Origin of the sequence: Corynebacterium auriscanis, assembly GCF_030408435.1 — a bacterium.
In the GTDB taxonomy this organism is placed as follows: Bacteria; Actinomycetota; Actinomycetes; order Mycobacteriales; family Mycobacteriaceae; genus Corynebacterium; species Corynebacterium auriscanis.
The window spans coordinates 1,266,769-1,290,307 of sequence record NZ_CP047046.1; the positions used below are offsets into that span (position 1 = coordinate 1,266,769).

Here is a 23,539-nt window from a genome sequence, read left to right on the forward strand (position 1 = left end):
GCCCACTTCCTTTCTTCCCAGGGCCGGTGGGTTGTCCCGGCTAATGCTCCCTCGCACCTATCGGGCGAACTCTGCAAGTACGTTAGCCAACTTGGTGTGGTCATGTCGATCTGTGAACCGACCACGGCCATCGTCTTCACGTACATCGCGGTACACAACCTCGGCCCCCATGGCCGAGGCGGCACGCTCGATGTGTAGCCGGGCAGCGTCACCCGTGACCGTTGATTCATCGATGAGCAAATAGTCAACACTCAAGTCCGCACTGTGCTGCCGCATCATGTGAATATGATGCTCAATTGACATGCCACTGGTCTCACCCGGTTCCGGAACCAAGTTTAGGATCAGTATCTTCTTAGCCGAGGTTTCCTTTAAAGCGTGGATAATGCCCGGAACTAAAACGTGCGGGATAACGCTGGAAAACCAAGAGCCAGGACCCATAGTCACCAAATCGGACTCCATGATAGCCTCCACTGCGGCAGGACTGGCCGGTGGTTCCGCAGGGTGCAGCTTCACCCGCCGTACCTGACCCAACGTGGTGGCCACGGCAACTTGGCCGCGCACCGGGTTAACCTCGCGTGGGTCAACACCTAGCCCGATAACCTCTGCTTCGAGATCCAAAGGCTCCGGGCTCATGGGGATCACCCGTCCACAGACCCGGAAGATTCGAGCCAGCTCATCCAGCGCCTGCTGCTCATCGCCGATGACCTGCGCTAAACCAGTGATCAGGAAGTTCCCAATCGCGTGGCCATTCAAACTGCCCTTGCCTCCGAAGCGGTGCTGCAAAGCTTGTTCCCACAACACACCCCGGTCGGTGTTATCCATCAACGCGGCCAGAGCCATCCGCAGGTCCCCAGGCGGCAGGCAGTTGAATTCGCGGCGCATGCGCCCAGACGATCCACCATCGTCGGCAACGGTCACGATGGCGGAAACATAAGTTGCCTGTTGGCGCGCAGCGCGCAGAGTATTAAACAGGCCGTGGCCTCCCCCGAGACACGCGATTTTGTCGAATGCCGGCGGAAAAGAACTGTCTTGTGAGCGGGTCATAGAACTACTTAGTTTAGTGGGTAATATGCTGGCCGCTTAAGCGGTAAACACATTGGGGGTTGATAGATAGGTGACGTCGGTGCGGTTGTTGGCTGCCGTCAAATCAGCGATTGATATCGCGGTGGCTAGTTCGCACATCCATTCCGTCGCGGCGTAATCGTCTAGCGAGCTCCTCCACGACAGCCACGCTGCGGTGATGACCGCCGGTACACCCGACGGCCACTGCTACAAAGGCCTTACCTTCTTCACGGTATCCCTCGACCATGGCATGCAACAGTGCTTCGGCAGACCGTACGAACTCTTGGGCGTTTGGACCTTCCAGAACAAAGTCCCGAACGGGCGCATCGGTGCCACGGAACCCACGCAAGTCCTGTTCCCAATATGGATTCGGCAAAAAACGGGTATCCAGCATCACATCCACATCCTTAGGCTGGCCGTGCTTGAATCCAAAGGACTGGATATTCACCCGCACGCGGTTGCTTTCAACACCATCGAAGTAGTGTTCCAAGTCTCGGCGCAGATCGTGGACACTTCTATTGGACGTGTCCAAGATGATGTCCGCCCGCTGTTTAATATCGGCCAGCATCGCCCGCTCTTGATCGATGCCCGATTGCAACGTGCCGTCACCCTGTAGGGGGTGCGTTCGCCGCACAGTATCGTATCGGGTGATGAGTGCGCTGTCAGTGGCGTCGAGATAAAGAAGAATAGGGCGGCGACCGCGAGTGGCCAAGGTATCCAACACGTCCTTCAAGCTTCCGGCGAACGCGCGCGAACGAACATCGGTCACGACCGCAAGCTTTTCGATCGGCGAGGAATTGTCGAAGGACATCTCCACCATCCGCAAAATAAGCTCCGGAGGGAGGTTTTCAGCAACGTACCATCCGAGCTCCTCTAAAGCGGCTGCCGTAGCGCGTCGACCAGCCCCGGACATGCCTGTAATCAATACGAGCGATGGATCTTGCAGAGCCGCCGAGTGCGAAGAGTGCGGAGAGTGCGAGCGTGAAACTTCCATAGTTAAAAACTCTACTACCCCTTTACCTTGGGCAATAGATCAATTCTGCAACGCCTGGTGAATTGCCGTTGCCAATTGCGGACCGAACCCCGGTAGCTCGGCGATGTCCTCCACCGTCGCGGCCTTGACCTTGGCCACCGAACCGAACGCTTTCACTAACTGTGCCCTGCGTTTGGGGCCCAAACCTGGAATATCGTCCAGCACTGACCTGCGCATACGTGCACTACGTTGCTGGCGGTGGAAGGTGATCGCAAACCGGTGGGCTTCATCGCGCAGATATTGGACCAAGTACAGGGCATCCGAACCGCGCGGGATGATCACGGGGTAATCGTCTCCAGGCACCCACAGTTCCTCCAAACGCTTGGCAATGCCAACCACGGTCACATCGGTGATCCCCAGCTCGTCCAGCACCGCCTGCGCTGCATTAACCTGTGGCTGGCCACCGTCAACCACAAACAGTTGCGGTGGGTAGGCAAACCTCTTTTTTGACGCCCCGCTCTCCCCCTCCGGCGCAGTTAATTGATCCTCGCCTTCCAACAGTTCGCCGCCATCGTCCCCCATGGGCATGGCCGTTTTATCTTCCAAGTGGCGGCGGAAACGCCTGCGCACGACCTCCGCGATCGAGCCCACGTCGTCCGAACGGCCATCCCCGGCGGCTTCCTTGATCTTGTAGCGGCGGTAGTCCGATTTCTTGGGGATACCGTCTTCGAATACCACCAGGCTGGCTACCACATCGGTGCCTTGAATATGGGAAATATCCACACACTCGATGCGCAGTGGGCTGGTGTCCATGAACAGCGCTTCCTGCAGTTCTTGCAGGGCTGCCGATCGCGTGGTGAGGTCTCCGGAACGCTTCAGCTTGTGTTGTGCAAGGGCCTGCTTGGCATTCTGGTTCGCGGTTTCCAACAGCTGCTTTTTGTCACCGCGTTGCGGAACGCGGATGCCCACGTGGGAGCCCCGCAGTTCGCTGAGCCACGTGGTCAGTTGCTCCACGTCTTCCGGAATCGTGTGGACAAGGACTTCCTTTGGGACGGGCGTAATCTGCACATCACCAACCAGATCGCCAAGTTCGCTGACGGCGGCGGGGTTGATTGCCTTGGCCAATTCTAGGTCCACCTGGGAGCTAGAAGAGCCACCCACGGCGGTTTCGGTAGCTCGGGCCAGTTCAGCTTCCTCCCCGTAGAACTGGGTTATGAACTCCCGCAGGAGCGATTCGTCCGTGTTATCGCCCCGTTCCACTACCCAGCCGCGCTGGCCGTGAATGCGCCCGCCCCGGACGTGGAAGATCTGCACGGCAGATTCTAGTTCGTCGGATACGAAGGTGATCAGATCGGCATCCGTGGTATCGGAGAACACCACCGCCTGGCGCTCCACTACCTTGTTCATTGCCTGCAATTGATCCCGCAACGAAGCCGCGCGTTCGAAATCCAGATCTTCGCTGGCCGCCTCCATTTCCTGACGGACCCGTCGCATTACGTCATCCGTATTACCGGCGAGAAATCTAGAAAACTGGTCCACTAGCTCCCTGTGAGCTCCTGGAGTGATGTTGCCTACGCACGGCGCGCTGCATCGGTCGATGTAGCCCAGTAGGCACGGTCGATCCAGTGCCGCGTGACGCTTATACACTCCGGTCGTGCACGTGCGAATGGGGAAAACGCGAGTGAGCGATTCCAGGGTTTCGCGAATAGCCCATGCTTTGGGATAAGGACCGAAATAGCGCACCCCTTTGCGGCGGGGCCCGCGATACAGGAACGCTCGCGGGATCTGCTCCTTAATACTGATCGCTAGCATCGGGTAGGTCTTATCATCCCGATACATCACGTTGAATCGCGGGTTGAATCGCTTGATCCAGGTGTACTCCAGGTTGAGTGCCTCTAGCTCGCTGCTGACCACCGTCCACTGCACACGATTGGCGGTTTGCACCATCGCGCGGGTGCGCGGATGCAATTGGGAAAGGTCTTGGAAATAATTGGACAGGCGCGACCGCAGGCTTTTTGCCTTACCCACGTAGATCACGCGGTCATTCGCATCCCTAAACGTGTACACGCCCGGCTTATCCGGGATAGTTCCTGGGGCCGGGCGGTAAGAAACCGAATTCAATGATTAATCCTCATCGGGCATGTATTTGTCCTCGCGGCGCCGGAATTCCTCCACGCGCTGCGCGATAAGCTGCTTGTCGTAGACGTTGAGCGCCATCATGGGCACGAACTCGAAATCGGGCAATTCCAACCGTGCCCACTTCGAGCTGGCTGGGAAGGACAGACCGTAGATGATCTGCCAAGGGTAGAACTGTGCGTTGACTATGTTCCGTACTTCCACGCCGGCGCTATTAACGCGAACACGGGGGCGCAGCAGACCCAAAGCGGGGACGCAGAAGATTATTCCGATGCCGACAAAACCCAGCTGGTCGGCCAGAGTGACAGCCACACCTGTATCGCCCACAGAGACGATGAAGGCCATGAACACGTGGACTGCTAAGACAGCAACGACCAGAATCCACGCGAGGCGTCGCAAAAAAGGAGAGGTGTACGTTAACTCCCAGTGCCCAAAAACGCCCGAGTGACGATCCGCGGTGTTTGCGGCACCCTGGTCCGTCGGGAGGCCGGCAGAAGTGTTCATTTTATTCCCCTGAGCAGCTCGCTGTCCTGACTTCGCCTTATTCACGGTTTCAACCCTACCCCGCTGGTCGCGCAGAGCCGAAAACGACCCAGAAGCTGCGCGTGCTTCTCGATCGTAGGCGACTAGTGCTCGCCAATCTCTCGGATGACGAGAGCAGAATGGATTGCGGCGGTGGCTGCATCGGCCCCCTTATCCTCTTTGGCACCCTCACCACCTGCGCGGTCGATGGCCTGCTGGTAGTTCGAGACCGTTAGCACACCGTTTCCCACGGGCGTGCGCTGGTCGAGGGCAACCCGCGTTAAACCGTAGGTCACGGAGTCGCACACCACGCGGAAGTGATCGGTCTCCCCCTCGATGACGCAGCCGTTGGCAACCACGGCATCGAAGCTCTCGCACGCTTCTGCGACGGCCACCGGAAGCTCTAACGCGCCTGCCACGCGCCAGCTGGCGACCTGGGCTCCGGCTTCTTTAGCTACCGTGATGGAGCGCTCGTGCAGCTGGTCGGTAATCTCTGCATTCCACAGAGCACTAATAACGGCTACACGCATTCCCTCTGCGTCACCGGGTTCAAGCCTCAATTGGGCGACGCCATGTTGCGCCATGTCGGTAGTTCTCCTTCGTTCACGAGTGGTCAGTTGTGCTGGCTGCGGCGGGCTAAGTCAGCGAGTCCAGTTGATGGCCCATCCGGTCGCGCTTGGTGCGCAGATAGACGATGTTTTCTGGATTTGGCGGTAATTCTACGGGGATACGCCGGGAGACGGAGATTCCGTAGTCCGATAACTTGTCGGCCTTGTGCGGATTGTTAGACATCAGAGCGACGGACTTGACTTGGAGGTTGCTCAGGATTTGAGCTGCCGAACTGTATTCGCGCACGTCTACGGGCAAGCCCTGCTCGGTGTTTGCGTCTACGGTATCTAGGCCTTCATCCTGCAACACGTAGGCGCGTAGCTTGGGCATGAGGCCGATTCCGCGGCCTTCTTGCCCCCGCAGATAGATCAGAACACCTTTTCCTGCACGCGCGATCTCGCGCATTGCCAGGTGCAATTGCTCGCCGCAATCGCAACGCTTGGATCCGAATACGTCCCCGGTGAGGCACTCTGAATGAACACGGACGGGCACGTCATCGGCACCAGTGACATCGCCTGCAACGAGGGCCACGTGCTCCGTCCCGTCGACGATGTTGGTGTATCCAATGGCGCGGAATTCCCCATAGCTGGTGGGCATTCGGGTTTCTACTTGGCGCTCAACTACTGACGTGTTCTTACGCTTCCACTCCACCAGCTGCTCGATGCTGATGAGTTTCAAATCGTGCTTGTCGGCGAACCGGCGTAGCTCCGGCAAGCGGGCCATCGTGGTGGGATCTTCTTCACTCACGATTTCGCATAGGGCGCCCGCAGGGCGAAGATCCGCTGCCACTGCCAAATCAACACTGGCTTCGGTGTGCCCTTGACGCACCAAGACCCCGCCGTCGCGTGCCCGCAGCGGGACCACGTGGCCAGGGCGGTTGAATGTGCCGATGGTGGACTGTGGATCGGCCAAGAGCTTGATAGTCCGGGCTCGATCGGTGGCACTAATTCCCGTATCCACGCCCTCGGCAGCATCTACCGTGATGGTGTAAGCCGTGCCACGCACGTCTTCGTTGCGCGCCACCATGGGTGGTAACCCTAGGCGGTCACAGTCATTGTGTGGCATGCCCACACAGATGTAACCGGAGCTGTAGCGCACCATGAAGCTCACGAGCTCCGGCGTGGCTAGTTCTGCGGCGAAGATGAGGTCGCCTTCGTTTTCTCTGTCCTCATCATCTACAACAACAACGGCTTTGCCCGCTTTAATGTCAGCAATGGCTGCGCTGACATCGTCCAGAACAATGGGCTCTTCCGAAGTGTGCATGTCCATGCAGTGTCACCTTTACACTTTCCATTCTTGTGACAGTTGATTGTGGCCTGTCGTGGGGTGCGGATTATTCGTCGCCGTGAGTAATGCTGGGTTGAGCAGTGTTAACTAGTCGCCGGAGTTGCCAAAGCCCCTCTGTCGCTCGAGGTACTTGGCCAACACATCACATTCCACGTTGACTTTATCCCCTGGGCTCACGTCTCCCAGCATCGTGTCTGCCAAAGTGGTGGGAATGAGGGAAACTTCAAACCACTGGGCCGCGGATTCTAGGGCCACCGAGTCGGTGATTTCAGCCACGGTCAATGATGTGCCATTGATTGCGATGGATCCCTTTTTCGCTACGTAGCGGCCCAAATGCGGGTCATCGAGGGTAAAGCGAAAGACTTCCCAGTGCTCTGAGGGGGTTCGCGAGACCAACTGGGCCGTTCCATCGACATGCCCTTGAACAATGTGGCCACCTAAGCGCTGCCCGGTGGCGGTAGCGCGTTCCATATTCACCCGCTGTCCTACCTGAATCGAGCCCAAGGTTGTGTAGTCGAGCGTGACCTGCATGACGTCCGCGGTGAAGCTATCCTCGTCGAAGGCACAGACCGTCAAGCACACACCGTTGACGGCGATGGAATCTCCGTGTTTAGTGCCTTCTAACACGCGAGTGGCTGCGATACGGATCCGGATGGCATCGCCCTGCCTTTCGATCGCCTGGACCGTACCCGTTTCTTCGATAATTCCCGTGAACATTCTCCACCTTTTGTATTCATTGTCGTGTTTAGTTCTCGTGCTGTGTTTGTGCGATGCGCCCTGTCTTCGTCCAGCATTCCGCTAAGCTCAAGCGGCCTGTCCAACCCAAGCCCGTGTTTAACCCAGGCGTTCGTGATTGCCTCCCGCACGACTGCAGCGCGTTACCTACTCACGTTGTGTGGGAGGGTTTGGCGGTGAGGATCCACCCAATATCGTTGCCAAGACGGTGAACCTCTCGTGGCGTGAACCGCTGAATATGGGCGATGGTGTCACCCAAACCCATGCCGTGGCCATGGACAGCGTTAACCCCGGCGCCCAACAGCGCTGGCGCTCCGTAGAAGTTGATCTCGTCAACCATCCCAGCATCGAGGAACGCCGCCGCGAGGGTCGGCCCTCCCTCCACTAGAACGGTGACCACTTCTCTGTCGTGGAGATGCCGCAGCACCTCGCGGACGTCGCGGGTGGGCATTACTACTGTTTCGCCAGGTTGAGCCCAGAGTGTGGCGGTCTCGGGAATGGGTGTTTCTCCCACGACGACACGCAGGGGCTGGATGGCTGGTGGCAACGTATCTCCAGTGGCATTCCGCGCGGTTAACTTGGGGTCGTCTGACAACACCGTTCCGGTTCCCACCACAATGGCATCCACCTGTGCGCGCCTCGTGTGGGCGTGTTGGCGCGCCACATCACCGGTAATCCACTGGCTGGTACGATCGGCCGCGGCTACTCTCCCGTCTAGCGTCGCGGCCATCTTGAGGATCACGTACGGGCGCTTATTCTTGACGCCCCGCAGCCAGGCTTCCACAGCCTGCACCGGGGTCCAGCTATCCAGCTGGTCCGGGTGGGGTAAATATGGTCCGTGTACTTCGATCCCTGCTGCTCGCAGAGCATCTGCTCCGCCAGAAGCTGGCTCGAACGGGTCTGCGAACAGATAATCTACCCGAGCAATGCCTGCCGTGATAAGGGCGTGGGAGCACGGGCCGGTTCGACCGAAGTGGTTACAGGGCTCGAGCGTTACGATGGCTCTTCCACCACGGGCCCGTTCTCCCGCCTCAGCCAATGCTACGATCTCTGCGTGCCGGCCACCAGCAGGTTCGGTTGCTCCGCGTCCAACTACGTTGCCGGATGTGTCCTCTATGACCGCCCCGACTGGGGGATTTGGCGAGGTGCTACCAAAGGCGGACCAGCTGAGGCGCGTGGCGTCGGCAAAAAAATCAGGGAGCAAGGCTAGAGCCTCGAAGAAATGGCCGAGCGGATAGCGTTGATGCGTTCAATCGGGTCGGGCTTGCCGAATACGCTAGAGCCCGCGACGTAGGCATCCACCCCAGCGGCAGCGCTTTCTGCCGCGGTCTCAGGGCCGATGCCACCGTCGATCTCAATGATGGTGTGCAGGCCTTTGCGGTCGATGCGCTCCCGTAGTTCACGCACCTTATCCAGCACTTCGGGCATGAACTTTTGTCCACCGAATCCTGGTTCCACACTCATGATGAGGACGATGTCGAATGCCGCGAGGTGGTCAAGCAGTGGCCCCAGGTTAGTTCCCGGCTTGATGGCCACACCTGCCAGCGTGCCTTCAGCGCGCAGCGTCGCGGCGAGCTGCTTGGCGGCATCGACGGATTCCACGGCTTCCAGGTGGAAGGTTACGGAATCGAAATCGTGGGCGTAACCGGGGGCCCACCGAGCGGGGTCCTCGATCATGAGGTGCACATCGAGGTGCTTATCGGTTAACCCAACGATAGATTGTGCAACGGGCAGGCCGAAGGAGAGGTTGGGGACAAAGTGGCCATCCATCACATCGATGTGGATCCAGTCCGCGTTGGAGACCGTGCGAACTTCGTGGCCGAGACGCGAGAAATCAGCTGCCAAAATCGATGGCGCGATGATGGTTTTTTGAGGCATGCACCACATTCTAGTGGTTGGGAGTGGGTGAGTCTCAAGCAGCTGCGGCTAGGCCAGCGTTTCCGCCTGAGCCTGGCCTCGCCTACGAACGGTGACGGGTCAGCGGGAGGCGGCGCTAGTTAGGTGGAGCTAGGCCGCAGCGCCGCAATAAACATCGCGTCCGTACCGTGGCGGTGGGGCCACAACTGCACGAACCGCGGGTCGATCGTGCGCTCTGCATCGCTCAACCGCGCCGCAGCGTCGGTCCCCTCCAGTTCGGGCAGCAACGGGCGCACATCCATTATCTCCGCCCCGGTTTTCGCGGCGACAGCTCGCACAACATCCGTGGTCTCGGCCTGATGCGGGGAGCATGTGGAGTAGATCACCACTCCGCCCGGTGCGGTGACGCTCAAAGCGCTGGTCAGCAGTTCTTTCTGTAGGGCTACCAAGGTGGGCACGTCATCGGGTTGCTTGAACCAGCGAGCCTCCGGCCGACGGCGCAACGCTCCCAAACCAGTGCACGGTGCGTCCACAAGCACCCGGTCGAAGCCGGCTTCTGGCATGTCCAGTCCGGAAATCTCGCGTACCTTGCGACCATCACCCACGTGCACGGAAACAGGAAGGTTCTCCGTCGTGGTCTCCACAAGCTTTGCACGGTGCGGAGCAACCTCAATGGCATCTACCCGTGCATCGTCCGCCACAGCCCAGGATGCGATGAACGCGGTCTTGCCGCCAGGCCCAGAGCACAAATCTAACCAGCGGCCGTTATCCGCACGATCTGTGCCGAGGGTGCTACCTGTCTCCTCTGCTGCGCCCAGCTGGGCACGCACCAGCGCCAAAGCAATTAACTGTGAACCCTCGTCTTGCACGCTCGCCAGTCGGTCGCGCACTGGTTCAATTCCGCTGGGTGAGCCCTCGGACAGGTACACCGCGTACGGGCTGAACCTTCCTTCTTCGCCCCCGGTCACCAGCGCCAGCTCTTCGGCGGACATTTGACCTGGGCGCGCTGCGAGATGTACCTGGGGCCGTTCATCATCGGCAGCCAAAGCCTGGGCGAGGTCGTCGGCCTGTGTGGAGTCGGTTCCTCCGAGTGCAGCGTTGAATGCAGAAGCAATCCACCCTGGGTGGGCATGCCGCAGCCCCAAGTCCGCGATGGAATTCCCGTCGGTCACTTTGCGTAACCATTCGTCGGCGGGTGTGCGGGTAATCGTGCGTAGCACTCCATTGACGAAACCGCTGGCCTTGCCCTCGCCGTTGGCCTTTGCCAGCTCAACGGATGTATCAACCGCTGCATGATCATCCACCCGGGTGCGCAGAATCTGGTAGGCGCCCAACCGCAAAATGTCCAACACCACTGCGTCGATCTTGGACACTGGTCGACCCGCAGCCTTAGCAATCACCGCATCGAGCAGTCCCAGCGCGCGTAGGGTGCCGTAGGTCAATTCGGTGGCGAAGGCAGCATCTCGCCCTTGCAAGCCGTGGCGCTTTAGTGCTTTCGGCAGCACCAAGTTGGCAAAAGCCCCATCCTGGGTTACTTCCCGAATCACTTCCAGCACCACGTCGCGCACTGGCTCGCCACTTCCGCGTTGGTGGTGTGGCCGCTGCTTATGTTCCGGGCGGCGCTGGTGGTAGCCGCGGCTCACCGTTCCGCGGTGGTCGCCGTCTTTCTGGTCCCGACGCCCACGTTGGCCCTTACTCCCAGATCCCGTGGCACTCCTGCTGCCGGCGCCTCCCCGCACTGCGTGGGGGTTTTCCCGGGGAGCGTCTCCACGACGAGCAGATTCGGACCGCGAACGAAAACCCATGAGTTATTCCTTACCTTCGGTAGTGGAGCTAGATTGCGTTTGGCCGTTTTCCGCGGTGCCATTTATGGCGGACTCTTTCACGGCTGGCTCATTCGCTGCGGGCTTATGCGCCTCGGACTTGGCCTCCGCAGCTCTAATACCTGCGTGCCCAGAATCCGGGTATTGGGCGTAGGGAACCGTGGGCTCGGTGTCCACTGGGGAGGCGAATACCGGTTGCGTATCGAGTAATTGTTCTTGTCCGCGCGCCCAATCAACTGCGGCCATCATCTTTTTGCCCGGAGGCTGGATGGACATGATGCGCAACGCCTCAGTGGCCGTTCCCACCCAGATTTCCTTTCTCGTGGCGAGCAACTGCCCGGGCTGCAGTTGCTGTAGATCGGGAATAGTCACAGAGCTCGGGGAGCTACCGCCTACCTGGCTGGCTCCGGCTGCGGAGTCCGCCGGAAGCATGAGACCGATCTTGTAGCGCTGATCCTGCAACACGGTCCATGCTCCAGGGGCTGGCGTGTGGGCACGCGCAACCCGTTGAATGACCGCGCTGGGAAGGCGCCAGTCGATTTGGGCGTCTGCCGACGAAATCTTTGCGGCGTGGGTCGCGTGGGCGTCGTCCTGAGAAGCAAGCGATGCCGAACCTTCGCCCAAAGCCACCAATGCATCGGCTAGCAACTCTCGTCCAGAATAAGTCAGGCGCGTGAGCAAGTCGTCTGCCGTGTCCCCCACACCAATGGTCTCCTCGTTGGTTGCCATGACCGGCCCTGTATCTAGACCGCGCTCAATGCGGAAGATGGACGCGCCCGTGTGGGTATCGCCGGCAGCGATGGCTGCTTGAACCGGGGCAGCACCGCGCCACCGTGGCAGCAACGAGAAGTGGAGGTTAACCCAACCGTGTTGCACCACGTCCAGCAAATCCGCGGGAATGAGGTTGCCGTAGGCGACCACGGCGATCGCTTGCACCCCAGAATCGGCCAAATCGGCCAACTGGGTCCTCGCTTCTTGACCGTCTTTGGTTCCGTCCTTGAGGGTCGACCACTTGTATATCGGCAGATCGTGCTTAGCTGCGACCTCGGCCACGGCGCTGGGCCGGAGCATTCGCCCTCGCCCCTTTTTTGCATCGGGCTGGGTGATCACCGCAGTCACTTCCAAGCGCTCATCGGCCAGCAAGTGCTCTAGTGTGACCGCGGCTGGTTCAGGCGTTCCGGCAAAAATGATCTTCATGAATTGAACCACTCCGACTGACGGATCTCTTTCATCGCTTCCTTGCGCTCTTCCGAAGACAGGTGCTTCAGAAACATAACACCGTCCAGGTGATCGGTTTCGTGCTGCACACAGCGGGCGAGAAGCTCTGTAACCTCCCGATCCACAGGCTCCCCGTCCACGGTTACGCCTGTGACACGAACCCGCATAGCACGGGTGACCGTGCCCCCGATTCCGGGAACGGATAGGCAGCCCTCGGGACCGGTCTGGTCTTCCTCACCTACGCGCTCCCACATGGGGTTGATGATGTGACCGCGGTCCCCGTCGCAGTCGTAGACGAATACGCGTTTAGTTACTCCCACCTGGTTGGCCGCCAGCCCCACCCCACCATAGTGATCCATGGTCTCCAACATGTCGGTGACCAGGGTTCTCACGGCGGGATCGCCCACGTCTTCACTCCGAATTGGGTCAGCAACGGTGCGCAACACTGGGTCGCCAAAATAGCGCATGGGTAGGACTGTCATGTGCTCTAGCCTAACTGATGGGCACGACAGCTCCGCGGCTAGCGTGGCACCTAGATTTAGCCCACGCGCACCGGGTTCATCACGATCCTTAAAGGGCCATTGTTGCGCTGTGCCCCGCGAATCGATTGGGCAACTTTGAGGCTTCGGCCCAGCAACATGCCATCGCTCGCGGGGATGCGCACGATCAACCGGCGGCCTTCATCTGCATGGCTTGCCGTCAGGCCCGCGGGCAAGCGGATTCCGGGCGGCAGCTCTACCGGCCCCAGTAGTTCGGCACTCGCTGGTTGCTCCCAAGCAGCCTGTAGCTGATCGATGGTGTCCCGCGTCCCGTCGATCGCAGCCATCGTGACGGCCGGTGGAAAACCCGCTTCTTGCCGGGAGGCCAATTCCCTTCTGGCCGCCCCCGGAGCGTCCCACTTGATGAGGTCTTGGACGGGGCGCAGCCACGCTTCTGCGACGATGACAACCACGCCTCCATCGGCATGGGGCGCTACTAGAGCAGCCGCTTCCAGCCAGTGGCGTAGCGCCTTTTCTGTAGCTCGCAAATCCGCGCGGCCCAGCTGCATCCACGGGTCCATAATCACGGCCGCTCCGTATAAACCACCTGTGACATGTGGTTCCGCACCTGGAGTGGCTACGACAATGGCGGGGGAATTCGGGACCTCGGAGAGCACGTGGTCCCCCGCCGAAGAAATGATCCGGATTCCGGGGAATGCCCTTCCCAGCTCTTGGGCCGTGCGATCCTGGCCCACGATGTTCAGGCGTAAGCCTCGGTGACCGCACTCCGGGCAACTAAATACTCCCGCCGACGCCCCGCACCACCGGCACCTCGGTGTTTGTGGGGTACCGTCCTCCCCAGCCCCGGGCAACTCCAGGGGCCCATTGCACTTGCGGCACCTAGCCGGGGTACGGCAGTTTGAGCAGGAAATAGACGGTGCGTATCCACGGCGCGGAACGTGCACAAGTGCAGGTTTCCCCCCATCCAGGGCCGTGCGAATGGCCTCAAACCCCATCGTGGGCAAACGAGATCCGGGGGCATGGAGTTCGCGCTCAATCGTGTTGTCGGAATCCGCAAGAGCCCGGATCCACGGCCGGTGGGAGCGCATCTGTTCGGCCTCTGGCAAGACTGGGTGCATGAAACCTTCGTCAATCCACTGCTGAATCTCTGCACTGCGATGCACACCGATGACCATCATGGAGGCACCGGCCTGTTCCGCCTGCAAGCGTAAAACATCTCGTGCGTGCAGATACGGTGCCCGCGGATCCACGAGGTTATCGTCGGACTCTCCAAAAAGGACAATGAGTCCAAGATTGGTCACCGGGGCCAACATGGCCGACCGGGTGCCCACCACCACGCGCGCCTGTCCTGCCAGAATCGACAGATACCGGCGGTAGCGCGCACTGGGGCCAAGATCTGCGGTTAATTCCGTGATCTGGCTGCTGGACAGCCACGCGGACAGAGCCTTGGTGATGCGCCCAATTTCACGCGCATTCGGAGCGATGAGCAACACGCCCTGGCCGTGCATGGCCACGGCGGTTGCCACATCCGCGGCCAACTGATGGAGGTTGTGCCCAGGGATCCCCAGCACATGGGCATGGGCACAGCGCGAATCCAGCGCGGCGTCGAGAAAATTAGTGCCAAAGTGGTAGCGAGATAGAGCCTCCTGCGCGGCCTGAAGGGAATCGGCGCGAAGCTCCTCCCACGAGACCGATGCGTTACCCAATTGATCCCAGGGTTTGCCGCCACTGAACAGTCCGGCTTTTTCTGCACTGGCGTGTCGCGCTGGTAGAACCGAACGCAGTATGTCCGAGCGGGTGCCCGCGTAGCGCTCCGCGAGGGTGTTGACGGCATCCCACAGCTGGGGGGTAAGCAAACGCAGCGGTGAAATTACGCGCTCGATAGGGCGAAGGGTGCCTTCGTGGTCCGTGTGCGAACGCCGCTCGATCAGGAGCGCATCGACGAGCCGACCAGCAAAACGAACGCGCACCCGAACCCCCGGCTGCGCTTCTACTGCATACTTGGCGGGCACGGAATAGTCGAAGAGCCGGTCCAAATGTGGCATGCCCAGCAAAGGCAGTACTCGTGCAATCGGTTGATCCAGCTTTTCCTTCACAGTGCCGAGGATAAACCCTTTACCTCGCCTGCAGGGCGGCGACGACCGACTTCAGCTCGTCAATGCGGTTCAAACGCTCCCAAGGCACGTCTAAGTCCGTGCGACCAAAGTGACCATACGCACTGGTCTGGGCGTAAATCGGACGCTTCAGGTCGAGGTCGCGCAGGATGGCTGCGGGGCGCAGATCGAAGACCTCGCTGACTGCGGCCTGAATCAGTTCCACCGGAGCTTTTTCCGTACCGAACGTTTCCACGTACAGTCCCACCGGGCGGGCCTGACCGATGGCGTACGCGATCTGCACCTCGGCACGATCGGCAAGGCCAGCGCCCACGATGTTTTTGGCAACCCAGCGCATAGCGTACGCGCCGGAGCGGTCCACTTTCGAGGGGTCCTTGCCGGAAAACGCGCCGCCGCCGTGGCGTGCCATTCCTCCGTAGGTATCCACGATGATCTTGCGACCAGTTAGGCCCGCATCCCCAGCGGGACCGCCCAGAATGAAAGAGCCGGACGGGTTGACCAGCAGGTTCAGGTCATCGGAGACGAAGTGACCCAGGCCAGCTTCGCCAATGCAGTGATCGACAACGTGAGTCTTCAAGCTCGCACGCAGGCTGGCCTGTTGCGCCTCACCCTCCCAGCTGGGGTCATGTTGCGTGGAGATCACGATGGTTTCGATGGAGATGGGCTTGCCGGCATCGTCGTATTCGAACGTCACTTGAGTTTTGCCGTCTGGACGCAATCCCGGGATGATGTTGTTTTTGCGAACCTCCGTCAGGCGACGGGCCAGCCGGTGTGCCAGAGAGATCGGCAGTGGCATAAATTCCGGGGTCTCGTTTGTGGCGTAGCCGAACATCAGGCCCTGATCTCCTGCGCCCAGCTTGTCTTCTTCTTCCAACGAGGTGGGTTCGCCATTGCGGTGTTCGATTGCGGTATCCACGCCACGGGCGATTTCCTGGGACTGCTCGCCAACGGAGACGCTCACACCGCACGTGTGGCCATCAAAGCCCATCTCGGAACTAGTAAATCCGATCTCCAAGAGCTTGTTGCGCACAATCTGCGGAATTTCTACGTATGTGTTGGTACGAATCTCGCCAACGACGTGCACAAGACCAGTGGTCACGACCGTCTCTACTGCGACTCGGGCCTCCGGATCGCGTTCCAAAAGTGCGTCAAGGATGGAATCCGAGATCGCGTCGCAGATCTTGTCCGGGTGGCCTTCAGTCACGGATTCGCTGGTGAACAGTCGCAATGCCACGGTGTTTCCTATCGTGAGAATATTTTTAGCTTCATCTGTGCTCGGCGGGCGGGTAACCACCGGGCGGGTTCTTCGGTTATCACGCCATAGTAGACCAAGCTGTCTAGCGTTGGCCAATTACGCGGTCACAGGCGGGAACAACCCCCGCCTGTTGAAAAGCCTGTCCAATTTCTACGGACGGCGTATGAGTCTACCTACCCTCATCGCATCATTCGTCAAGGGACTCGATCTCATCCCACATCGTGGCGGCCACGCGCAGTTTAGAACTGTGGGGAACATCCGTCACCACAACGTCGTCACCTGCGGGATGTAATAGCCACCCTTGGCTGTCCCGCTGGCCGAAAACCTTCCCGTTTCCCACCTCGTTGCACATGAGCAAATCGCAGCCTTTGCGCAGCAACTTCGCTTTGCCATGGTCTAACGGGCTGTGGCTGGCATCTCCTGTTTCGGCAGCGAAGCCTACTATTTTCATTTCCGACGCCAGTTCGCCCGCACGACGTGCTTCCACCAGGCCAGCCAAAATATCCGGGTTTTCGGTAAGCGCGAGAGAGCTCAGGTCATCACCCCCACCCTTCTTCAGCTTGGCAGCCGCCACGTTGGCCGGGCGATAATCTGCCACCGCTGCAGCCATGATCACCACATCTGCATCGCGGGCCGCAGCGGTGACAGCCTGCTGCATGTCACGTGCCGAGGCCACTCGAATAACGTTTGCCCCCGAGGGCACGGGCAAATCTTCGGTAACACCAGCAATCAGGGTGACCTGTGCGCCACGCTGCACGGCCACATCTGCCAGCGCAAAGCCCTGTCGCCCTGAAGAGGCGTTCCCCAAATACCGCACCGGATCCAAAGCTTCATGCGTACCACCCGCGCTGATCACGACTTTCCGCGCAGTCAGCGATTGGCGGTACATGTCACGGTCGGCAACTACAGCCTCAGCCAATTGCCCGATGTGATCGGGCTCAGGCAACCGACCAGGGCCCGTGTCCTTGCCAGTCAACCGGCCGTGGGCTGGTTCCAACACGACGGTGCCGCGAGATCGCAGCAAAGCCACGTTGTCGCGGGTGGCGGGGTGTTGCCACATTTCGGTATGCATCGCTGGGGCCAGAACCACGGGGCAGGTTGCCACCAAACAGCTGGCAGTGAGCAGGTCATCTGCACGGCCTTGTGCTAACCGTGCCATGAGGTCGGCAGTGGCTGGGGCAATGACGATGAGGTCTGCTTCCTGTCCCAGACGCACGTGTTGCACCTCATCGACATTGTCGAAGACGTCGGTGGATACCGGATTCCCGGACAGTGCTTCGAACGTGGCAGCGCCCACAAATCGCAGCGCGGTGGACGTTGGAATCACGTTGACATGGTGACCCTTTTCCGTGAAGTACCGAACTAAGTGGGCGGCCTTAAACGCGGCAATGCCGCCCCCTACGCCGATAACGACGCGGAGCGGCATGTTGTCAGATTTCCCGGTTGAAGAATCATTCACACCGGATAGCCTAGTCTGTTTAACCTTCGGTGTGTTCCAGCAGATCCTTATTGATCTCGCGCAAGGCAATCGACAGTGGCTTTTCCTGAGCTTCTGGGGTTACCAATGGCCCCACGAACTCGAATACACCTTCGTCGACTGTCTGGAAGTAATCGTTGATCTGACGCGCGCGCTTGGCGGCGAAAATAACCAACGCATACTTGGAGGAGACCTTAGTCAGGAGCTCATCGATCGGCGGATTAGTGATGCCAACTGGCGGATCGAACACCGTCTCGTTCGAATTCACGTCCTGGTTTGCCACGGTATGCACCTTCTTTTAGTAGTTACTGCTGGAAAAATTGCGGGGAGCTACCACCCGCACTTGAGCCCTTATTAAGAGCTTAGCGGTTCAGAATCTCGCTGATCTCAGCGACTGCCTCGTTGACATCCTCGTTGATTACAACGTGATCGAATTCCGTCTGCGCTGCCATCTCGGTCTTCGCCGTGGACAGCCGGCGGTTGATTACGTCTTCAGTTTCGGTACCACGGTTCGTGAGGCGTTGAACCAAAACTTCCCACGATGGTGGTGCGAGGAATACTGTCCGTGATTCCGGAAGGAGCTTCTTGACGTTGCGGGCCCCCTCAAGATCCACCTCCACAAGCACCGGGCGGCCTTCTTCGAGGGCGCTCTCCACGGGCTGTCGTGGTGTTCCGGACAGCTGCAAACCACCGTGAATCTCGGCCCATTCGAGCATTTTCCCAGAATCAATATGATCTTGGAATTGCTCGCGGGTGACGTAGATATAATCCCTGCCGTCAACCTCTCCCGGGCGCGGATCGCGGGTGGTCATTGACACGCTGAAAAACAGGCCAGGTACTTCTTGGATCAACCGGGCCACCACGGTGGATTTGCCCACCGCAGAAGGCCCAGCGAGTACGACTATGCGTCGATTATTCAGGCCTGCGTTCAAGACCTACACCTCGTAGCCGAAGTGCTCCAGCAGGGCACGGCGCTGGCGGTCACCCAAGCCACGCAGGCGACGGGTCGGAGCGATCTCCAGCTGGTTCATGATCTCTTCTGCCTTGACCTTGCCAACCTTTGGCAGGGAAACCAGCAGGGAGTGGACCTTCATCTTGCCCAGGATTGGGTCGGTCTCGGCGTCCTTGAGCACCTGCTTCAGGTCGGTTGCGCCACGCTTGAGCTTCTCGCGAAGTTCTGCACGAACCTTGCGGGCCTCAGCGGCCTTCTTCAGTGCTTCTGCGCGCTGCTCCGGGGTCAACTGGGGAAGTGCCACGGGATCCTCCGTCTTTCTTGGTTTTCTCGTAATTGAACGGGTTGTTAAAGCTTCTTGTTGTGTGTGACTCCACGGCCGGAGCCACCAGTGCCGAACAGAGTACGACCGCACCCTCCGGCTTCTTCCGCACCACAGTCAGAACCGGCTTGCCCAAGCGGGCGATCAGCCTGCGCGGTCGAAGTTACCGTGTTCGAACCATCTCCGACGGTGAATTATCGGAAGCAGAGTTGGATACTAGGGTATCCCACTCGCCACTGCCAACCGACACACCTTAAATGACTGTAAATCACTCGCGGGCATTCGGGGGCCAGTTGCGTGCAACTAACCCGCCGATTCGCGAAAAATCAGAGCTGTATGCGAAACGACGAAGGTCAGTCTAGCACGGGTTTACCCAGCTAAACCAACATCTCGCTAGTGAGCTTAGCCACCGCTTCGCCAAGTTCGCCTACGTCTGGGCCATGTTTGAGAATTCCTCGGGAAACATTTGGGCTCACCAACGAGCCCGCTTGCCCCGCAATTCGCTTCACGTCGGCCATCGTGCCACCCTGCGCACCCACGCCAGGCATTAACACCATGCCACCCACCTCGTCTAGTCGTGGTGGATCGTTCACAGTCGCACCCACCACAACACCCACGTTGCCAGCCGCCGCGCCGTACTCCCGGTTGGCTGCCGCCACCCGGTTGACGATGTCTTGGGCCAGTGTCGCTGGGGCCTTCTCCCCCGCCACTAGCGGGTCTTTTTCCTTCGACGCCACGCTGGGCCCACCCTCGAATGGGCTGGTAACTACGGCGCTTTGAACTGAGGGGGCCTCGGGGTTGCTGGTGGCGGCGAGCACAATGACGCCAGCACCGTTGTCATCTGCGACCTCTTTCACAGGCTGGATCGAATCAAAACCCAACCACGGCGAAACCGTCATGGCATCCGAGCACAGCGGTGAATCAGGATGCACCCATGCCCTGGCGTACCCAGCCATGGTGCTGCCGATATCACCGCGCTTGGCATCGGCAATCACCAGTACCCCGTGTCGCCGCAACTCGAAGATTGCTTCTTCGAGCACCGCGAATCCTGTGGAGCCAAAGGCCTCGTAGAACGCCACTTGGGGCTTCACAACGCATGCGGTAGGTGCGAATGCCTCCACACAGATGCGGGTGAACTCACGAAGCCCCTCTGCGTTCACCCCAAGGCCCCAATCTTTCAGCAACTGTTCGTGGGGATCAATACCTACGCAAAGCTTTCCGTGGGACTGGGCACGTTCTAGAAATCGCTCGCCAAAGGTGGGGCGGGCGGGTGACTGGGTCATGAGTGCTTCACATCCTGAATGGCGTACACACCAGGCTCGGCGCGCAACAAAGCCTCAATGCCCTGGACAGCGGCCACGATGCCCTGCACGGTGGTCACACACGGCACGCTGTAATTAACGGTCGCAGAGCGGATCTCGTAACCATCGGTGCGGGAGTGATCGGAACCGGCCGGAGTGTTGATGACCAAATCGATTTCTCCATCGCGGATGTAATCGACCACGGTCCTTACATTGCTGGCGCCTTCGGCATTGACCGCGTGCTCTCCGCTAGAGGAGACGGCTGTCCCAGCAGCAGCGTTGACCCCCTTGCTTCCATCCACCTCGGTGACCTTGGCAATGGTCGTGCATTCCACACCATTTCGGCGCAGCATTTCTGCCGTGCCAGTAGTGGCCAAGATGTTGAAGCCCAGGGAGGACAAACGCAGGATTGGCAGCAACAGGGCTCGCTTGTCTCGGTTAGCGACAGAAACGAACACCGTGCCGGACGTTGGGAGTTCGCCAAACGCCGCTAATTGGCCCTTGGCGAAGGCAATGCCGAACTCGCGGTCCAAGCCCATGACCTCACCGGTGGACTTCATCTCGGGGCTCAGCAACGAATCCATGACTTGCCCGTTCGGGCTACGGAAACGGTTGAACGGCAACACCGCTTCCTTCACCGCAACGAGATGATCCATTGGCAGGGAGCCACCGTCGCGGTCGGACGGCAACATGCCCTCTTCCAATAGCTCGGGAATCGTGGCACCAAGCATGATGCGGGAGGCAGCTTTTGCCAGATATACACCGGTGGCCTTGGAAACGAATGGCACCGTACGAGAGGCTCGTGGGTTCGCCTCGATGACATACAAAATGTCATCTTTCAGGGCAAACTGCACGTTCATCAGGCCCTTCACACCAATCCCGTGGGCGAGAGCCTCCGTGGAGGCACGAACTTGGTCAATATCCTGCTTGCTCAAGGTCACCGGCGGCAGAGCACAGGAGGAGTCACCGGAGTGGATACCGGCTTCCTCGATGTGCTCCATAACACCTGCGAGGTAAACGTTTTCCCCATCGCAAAGGGCATCTACGTCAATCTCGATCGCGGAATCCAAGAAGCGGTCCACCAGCACGGGGTGATCGGCCGTGATCTCCGTGGCGCGGGAAATGTAGTCCTCCAGGTGCGCCTCGTCGTAGACGATCTCCATGCCACGGCCACCCAGCACATAGGAAGGGCGAACCAGAACGGGGTAACCGATGCGTGCTGCCACTTCGCGGGCTTCTTCGAAGCTGGTAGCTGTGCCGTATGCAGGCGCTGGCAGGCCAGCGCGCTCCAGCACCTTCCCGAATTCGCCACGGTCCTCGGCGAGGTTAATGGCCTCGGGGCTAGTACCCACAATCGGCACACCTGCATCTGCGAGCCGCTGTGCCAAGCCCAACGGGGTTTGACCACCCAATTGCACGATCACGCCGGCAATTTCTCCGGACTGAGCCTCGGCGTGGTAAACCTCCATAACATCCTCGAACGTCAGCGGCTCGAAGTACAGGCGGTCTGCAGTGTCGTAGTCGGTGGAAACGGTCTCTGGGTTGCAGTTGACCATGACGGTCTCGTATCCCACGCGGGACAGTTCCAACGCAGCGTGCACACAGGAGTAATCAAACTCGATTCCCTGACCAATGCGGTTCGGGCCGGAGCCCAGAATCAGAACCTTTTTCTTGTCCTTTTGCTCCACGACCTCGGATTCCGCAGCGGGATCCAGTTCGTAGGAAGAGTAGTGGTAAGGGGTCTTTGCCTCGAACTCCGCTGCACACGTATCCACCGTTTTGAATACTGGGCGGATTCCCAGGGACCAGCGCAGGGAACGCACCCCGTCTTCTCCGGCCAGCTCGGGGCGCAGTGCGGCGATCTGACGATCGGACAGGCCATAGTATTTGGCCTCGCGCAGCAGTTCTTCAGTGAGCACGGGGGCGTCGATAAGCTCCTGCCGGAAGTCCACCAAAGCCTTGACCTCGTGCAAGAACCAGGGGTCGATTCCGGAGGCCTGGTACACCTCGTCAATGGTGGCGCCCAATCGCAGTGCCAGCTCCACGTCGTACATACGCCCCTCGGTCGGGCGCTTCAGATCTTCCAGAACCGCAGCCTTATCGGTGGCGCGCTCGCCAGCGTAGTACTCGTCGGAGGTAGTCCAGAAACCGCTTTGCTTGGTCTCCAGGGAACGCATGACCTTGTTCAGGCCCGTGATGTAGTTGCGGCCCACGGCCATTGCTTCACCCACGGACTTCATGGTGGTCGTCAGCGTGTCGTCCGCACCGGGGAACTTCTCAAACGCAAAGCGTGGAGCCTTGACGATGACGTAGTCCAGGGTGGGCTCGAACGCAGCTGGGGTGACCTCGGTGATGTCGTTTCGTACCTCGTCCAGGGAGTATCCGATGGCCAGTTTGGCGGCCAGCTTCGCGATGGGGAAACCGGTCGCCTTGGAAGCCAGTGCGGAGGACCGGGATACACGCGGATTCATCTCGATAGTGATGATGCGGCCGTCCTTGGGATTGATGGCGAACTGAATGTTACAACCGCCGGTGTCCACACCAACTTCGCGCAGAATCGCGATGCCCTGATCCCGCATCGTCTGGAACTCGCGGTCCGTCAATGTCATGGATGGGGCGACGGTGACCGAGTCACCGGTGTGCACGCCCAGTGCATCGACGTTTTCAATGGAGCAGACAACCACCACGTTGTCCTTACCATCGCGCATAAGCTCCAGCTCGAATTCCTTCCAGCCCAAGATCGATTCTTCGATGAGCACATTGGCCTCGGGTGATGCAGCCAAACCGCCGCCGGCGATCCGCTCTAGGTCCTCAGTGGTGTACGCCAGGCCGGAACCCAGGCCACCCATGGTGAACGACGGACGAACGACGACGGGCAGGCCCAGCTCCGCCACGGTCGCGTGGACTTCCTCCATGTTGTGGCACACCCGGGAGCGAGCCGAAGACCCGCCGATCTTCTCCACAATGTCTTTGAACTTCTGCCGGTCCTCGCCGCGCTCAATGGCTTCGATATCCGCACCGATGAGTTCTACACCGTACTTTTCCAGGATGCCCAGGCGGTCCAGCTGGATGGCGGCGTTCAGTGCGGTCTGACCACCCAAGGTCGCCAGAACCGCGTCCACCTTGTGACCGGCTTCTTGCTCTGCTTTAAAGATCTTCTCGATGTACTCGGGCTGAATCGGCTCGATGTACGTGTGGTCGGCGAACTCCGGGTCGGTCATGATGGTGGCCGGATTAGAGTTGATCAAGGTGACCCGAAGGCCCTCCTCCTTCAACACACGGCAAGCCTGCGTTCCGGAGTAGTCAAACTCACAGGCTTGGCCGATCACGATAGGACCGGAACCGATAACGAGGACGTGGTTGATGTCTTCACGACGTGGCATGGGGTTTCCTCAG

At 59.6% G+C, this 23,539-nt stretch carries 19 protein-coding genes and 1 pseudogene; all 20 read right to left on the reverse strand.

What is annotated here, in order from left to right; genetic code table 11:
- Positions 1 to 57 precede the first annotated feature (57 nt).
- The 20 genes and pseudogenes from CAURIC_RS05280 to carB all read right to left on the reverse strand — a co-directional run bounded on the left by CAURIC_RS05280 (position 58) and on the right by carB (position 23,526).
- Entirely contained in the window at positions 58 to 1,044 is a 987-nt protein-coding gene (locus CAURIC_RS05280) for a gluconeogenesis factor YvcK family protein (RefSeq protein ID WP_035113152.1), read from the reverse strand.
- A gap of 103 nt (positions 1,045 to 1,147) precedes the next feature.
- Complete coding sequence (gene rapZ, locus CAURIC_RS05285; protein WP_052094731.1) at positions 1,148 to 2,056, reverse strand: RNase adapter RapZ; 909 nt, start codon at positions 2,054 to 2,056, stop codon at positions 1,148 to 1,150.
- Between the two features lie 39 nt (positions 2,057 to 2,095).
- Positions 2,096 to 4,156: an excinuclease ABC subunit UvrC gene (gene uvrC, locus CAURIC_RS05290; RefSeq protein ID WP_035113151.1), complete on the reverse strand. Its 2,061-nt coding sequence runs from the start codon at positions 4,154 to 4,156 to the stop codon at positions 2,096 to 2,098.
- Between the two features lie 3 nt (positions 4,157 to 4,159).
- On the reverse strand, positions 4,160 to 4,675 hold the full coding sequence (locus CAURIC_RS05295) for a PH domain-containing protein (RefSeq protein ID WP_084588067.1): 516 nt from the start codon (positions 4,673 to 4,675) through the stop codon (positions 4,160 to 4,162).
- A 122-nt stretch (positions 4,676 to 4,797) separates the two neighbouring features.
- The gene (gene ribH, locus CAURIC_RS05300; protein ID WP_035113148.1) at positions 4,798 to 5,277 is read right to left on the reverse strand and encodes a 6,7-dimethyl-8-ribityllumazine synthase; all 480 of its coding nucleotides are present in this window, start codon (positions 5,275 to 5,277) and stop codon (positions 4,798 to 4,800) included.
- 52 nt (positions 5,278 to 5,329) lie between these two features.
- The gene (locus CAURIC_RS05305) at positions 5,330 to 6,565 is read right to left on the reverse strand and encodes a bifunctional 3,4-dihydroxy-2-butanone-4-phosphate synthase/GTP cyclohydrolase II (RefSeq protein ID WP_052094746.1); all 1,236 of its coding nucleotides are present in this window, start codon (positions 6,563 to 6,565) and stop codon (positions 5,330 to 5,332) included.
- 111 nt (positions 6,566 to 6,676) lie between these two features.
- On the reverse strand, positions 6,677 to 7,306 hold the full coding sequence (locus tag CAURIC_RS05310; RefSeq protein ID WP_035113146.1) for a riboflavin synthase: 630 nt from the start codon (positions 7,304 to 7,306) through the stop codon (positions 6,677 to 6,679).
- A 169-nt stretch (positions 7,307 to 7,475) separates the two neighbouring features.
- Positions 7,476 to 8,528, reverse strand: a complete 1,053-nt coding sequence (ribD, locus tag CAURIC_RS05315; RefSeq protein ID WP_035113144.1) for a bifunctional diaminohydroxyphosphoribosylaminopyrimidine deaminase/5-amino-6-(5-phosphoribosylamino)uracil reductase RibD — start codon at positions 8,526 to 8,528, stop codon at positions 7,476 to 7,478.
- Positions 8,529 to 8,530: 2 nt separating this feature from the next.
- Positions 8,531 to 9,202, reverse strand: coding sequence for a ribulose-phosphate 3-epimerase (gene rpe, locus CAURIC_RS05320; protein ID WP_035113143.1), 672 nt, complete (start codon positions 9,200 to 9,202; stop codon positions 8,531 to 8,533).
- 119 nt (positions 9,203 to 9,321) lie between these two features.
- A complete protein-coding gene (locus tag CAURIC_RS05325; RefSeq protein ID WP_035113142.1) occupies positions 9,322 to 10,986 on the reverse strand; it encodes an RsmB/NOP family class I SAM-dependent RNA methyltransferase in 1,665 nt (554 codons plus the stop codon).
- 237 nt (positions 10,987 to 11,223) lie between these two features.
- Positions 11,224 to 12,201, reverse strand: a pseudogene (locus CAURIC_RS05330) (methionyl-tRNA formyltransferase); the annotation flags it as partial.
- Positions 12,198 to 12,704 carry a peptide deformylase gene (def, locus tag CAURIC_RS05335; protein WP_035113140.1) on the reverse strand — a complete coding sequence of 169 codons (507 nt, stop codon included), beginning with the start codon at positions 12,702 to 12,704 and terminating at the stop codon, positions 12,198 to 12,200. The pseudogene CAURIC_RS05330 and the gene def, both read right to left, overlap by 4 nt.
- 56 nt (positions 12,705 to 12,760) lie before the next feature.
- Positions 12,761 to 14,818 (reverse strand): primosomal protein N', encoded by a 2,058-nt coding sequence (locus CAURIC_RS05340; protein WP_290183404.1) that lies wholly within the window; start codon positions 14,816 to 14,818, stop codon positions 12,761 to 12,763.
- Between the two features lie 19 nt (positions 14,819 to 14,837).
- A complete protein-coding gene (gene metK / locus CAURIC_RS05345; protein WP_290183405.1) occupies positions 14,838 to 16,070 on the reverse strand; it encodes a methionine adenosyltransferase in 1,233 nt (410 codons plus the stop codon).
- 208 nt (positions 16,071 to 16,278) lie between these two features.
- Positions 16,279 to 17,550 carry a bifunctional phosphopantothenoylcysteine decarboxylase/phosphopantothenate--cysteine ligase CoaBC gene (gene coaBC / locus CAURIC_RS05350; RefSeq protein WP_035113139.1) on the reverse strand — a complete coding sequence of 424 codons (1,272 nt, stop codon included), beginning with the start codon at positions 17,548 to 17,550 and terminating at the stop codon, positions 16,279 to 16,281.
- 19 nt (positions 17,551 to 17,569) lie between these two features.
- A complete protein-coding gene (rpoZ, locus tag CAURIC_RS05355; RefSeq protein ID WP_035113138.1) occupies positions 17,570 to 17,851 on the reverse strand; it encodes a DNA-directed RNA polymerase subunit omega in 282 nt (93 codons plus the stop codon).
- 79 nt (positions 17,852 to 17,930) lie between these two features.
- Positions 17,931 to 18,500, reverse strand: a complete 570-nt coding sequence (gmk, locus tag CAURIC_RS05360) for a guanylate kinase (RefSeq protein ID WP_035113137.1) — start codon at positions 18,498 to 18,500, stop codon at positions 17,931 to 17,933.
- A gap of 3 nt (positions 18,501 to 18,503) precedes the next feature.
- On the reverse strand, positions 18,504 to 18,824 hold the full coding sequence (mihF, locus tag CAURIC_RS05365) for an integration host factor, actinobacterial type (RefSeq protein ID WP_035113136.1): 321 nt from the start codon (positions 18,822 to 18,824) through the stop codon (positions 18,504 to 18,506).
- Positions 18,825 to 19,219: 395 nt separating this feature from the next.
- Positions 19,220 to 20,125 carry an orotidine-5'-phosphate decarboxylase gene (gene pyrF / locus CAURIC_RS05370; protein ID WP_035113135.1) on the reverse strand — a complete coding sequence of 302 codons (906 nt, stop codon included), beginning with the start codon at positions 20,123 to 20,125 and terminating at the stop codon, positions 19,220 to 19,222.
- On the reverse strand, positions 20,122 to 23,526 hold the full coding sequence (gene carB, locus CAURIC_RS05375; protein ID WP_290183406.1) for a carbamoyl-phosphate synthase large subunit: 3,405 nt from the start codon (positions 23,524 to 23,526) through the stop codon (positions 20,122 to 20,124). Before carB ends, pyrF begins: the two co-directional genes overlap by 4 nt.
- Between the last annotated feature and the right edge of the window lie 13 nt (positions 23,527 to 23,539).

What these genes read in the sequence shown, in the direction of transcription:
- CAURIC_RS05280 (WP_035113152.1), bottom strand. Translation starts at nt 1,044, where the DNA reads ATGACCCGCTCACAAGACAGTTCTTTTCCGCCGGCATTCGACAAAATC.
- rapZ (WP_052094731.1), bottom strand. Translation starts at nt 2,056, where the DNA reads ATGGAAGTTTCACGCTCGCACTCTCCGCACTCTTCGCACTCGGCGGCT.
- CAURIC_RS05295 (WP_084588067.1), bottom strand. Translation starts at nt 4,675, where the DNA reads ATGAACACTTCTGCCGGCCTCCCGACGGACCAGGGTGCCGCAAACACC.
- ribH (WP_035113148.1), bottom strand. Translation starts at nt 5,277, where the DNA reads ATGGCGCAACATGGCGTCGCCCAATTGAGGCTTGAACCCGGTGACGCA.
- CAURIC_RS05305 (WP_052094746.1), bottom strand. Translation starts at nt 6,565, where the DNA reads ATGCACACTTCGGAAGAGCCCATTGTTCTGGACGATGTCAGCGCAGCC.
- CAURIC_RS05310 (WP_035113146.1), bottom strand. Translation starts at nt 7,306, where the DNA reads ATGTTCACGGGAATTATCGAAGAAACGGGTACGGTCCAGGCGATCGAA.
- rpe (WP_035113143.1), bottom strand. Translation starts at nt 9,202, where the DNA reads ATGCCTCAAAAAACCATCATCGCGCCATCGATTTTGGCAGCTGATTTC.
- CAURIC_RS05325 (WP_035113142.1), bottom strand. Translation starts at nt 10,986, where the DNA reads ATGGGTTTTCGTTCGCGGTCCGAATCTGCTCGTCGTGGAGACGCTCCC.
- def (WP_035113140.1), bottom strand. Translation starts at nt 12,704, where the DNA reads ATGACAGTCCTACCCATGCGCTATTTTGGCGACCCAGTGTTGCGCACC.
- pyrF (WP_035113135.1), bottom strand. Translation starts at nt 20,125, where the DNA reads ATGACCCAGTCACCCGCCCGCCCCACCTTTGGCGAGCGATTTCTAGAA.
- carB (WP_290183406.1), bottom strand. Translation starts at nt 23,526, where the DNA reads ATGCCACGTCGTGAAGACATCAACCACGTCCTCGTTATCGGTTCCGGT.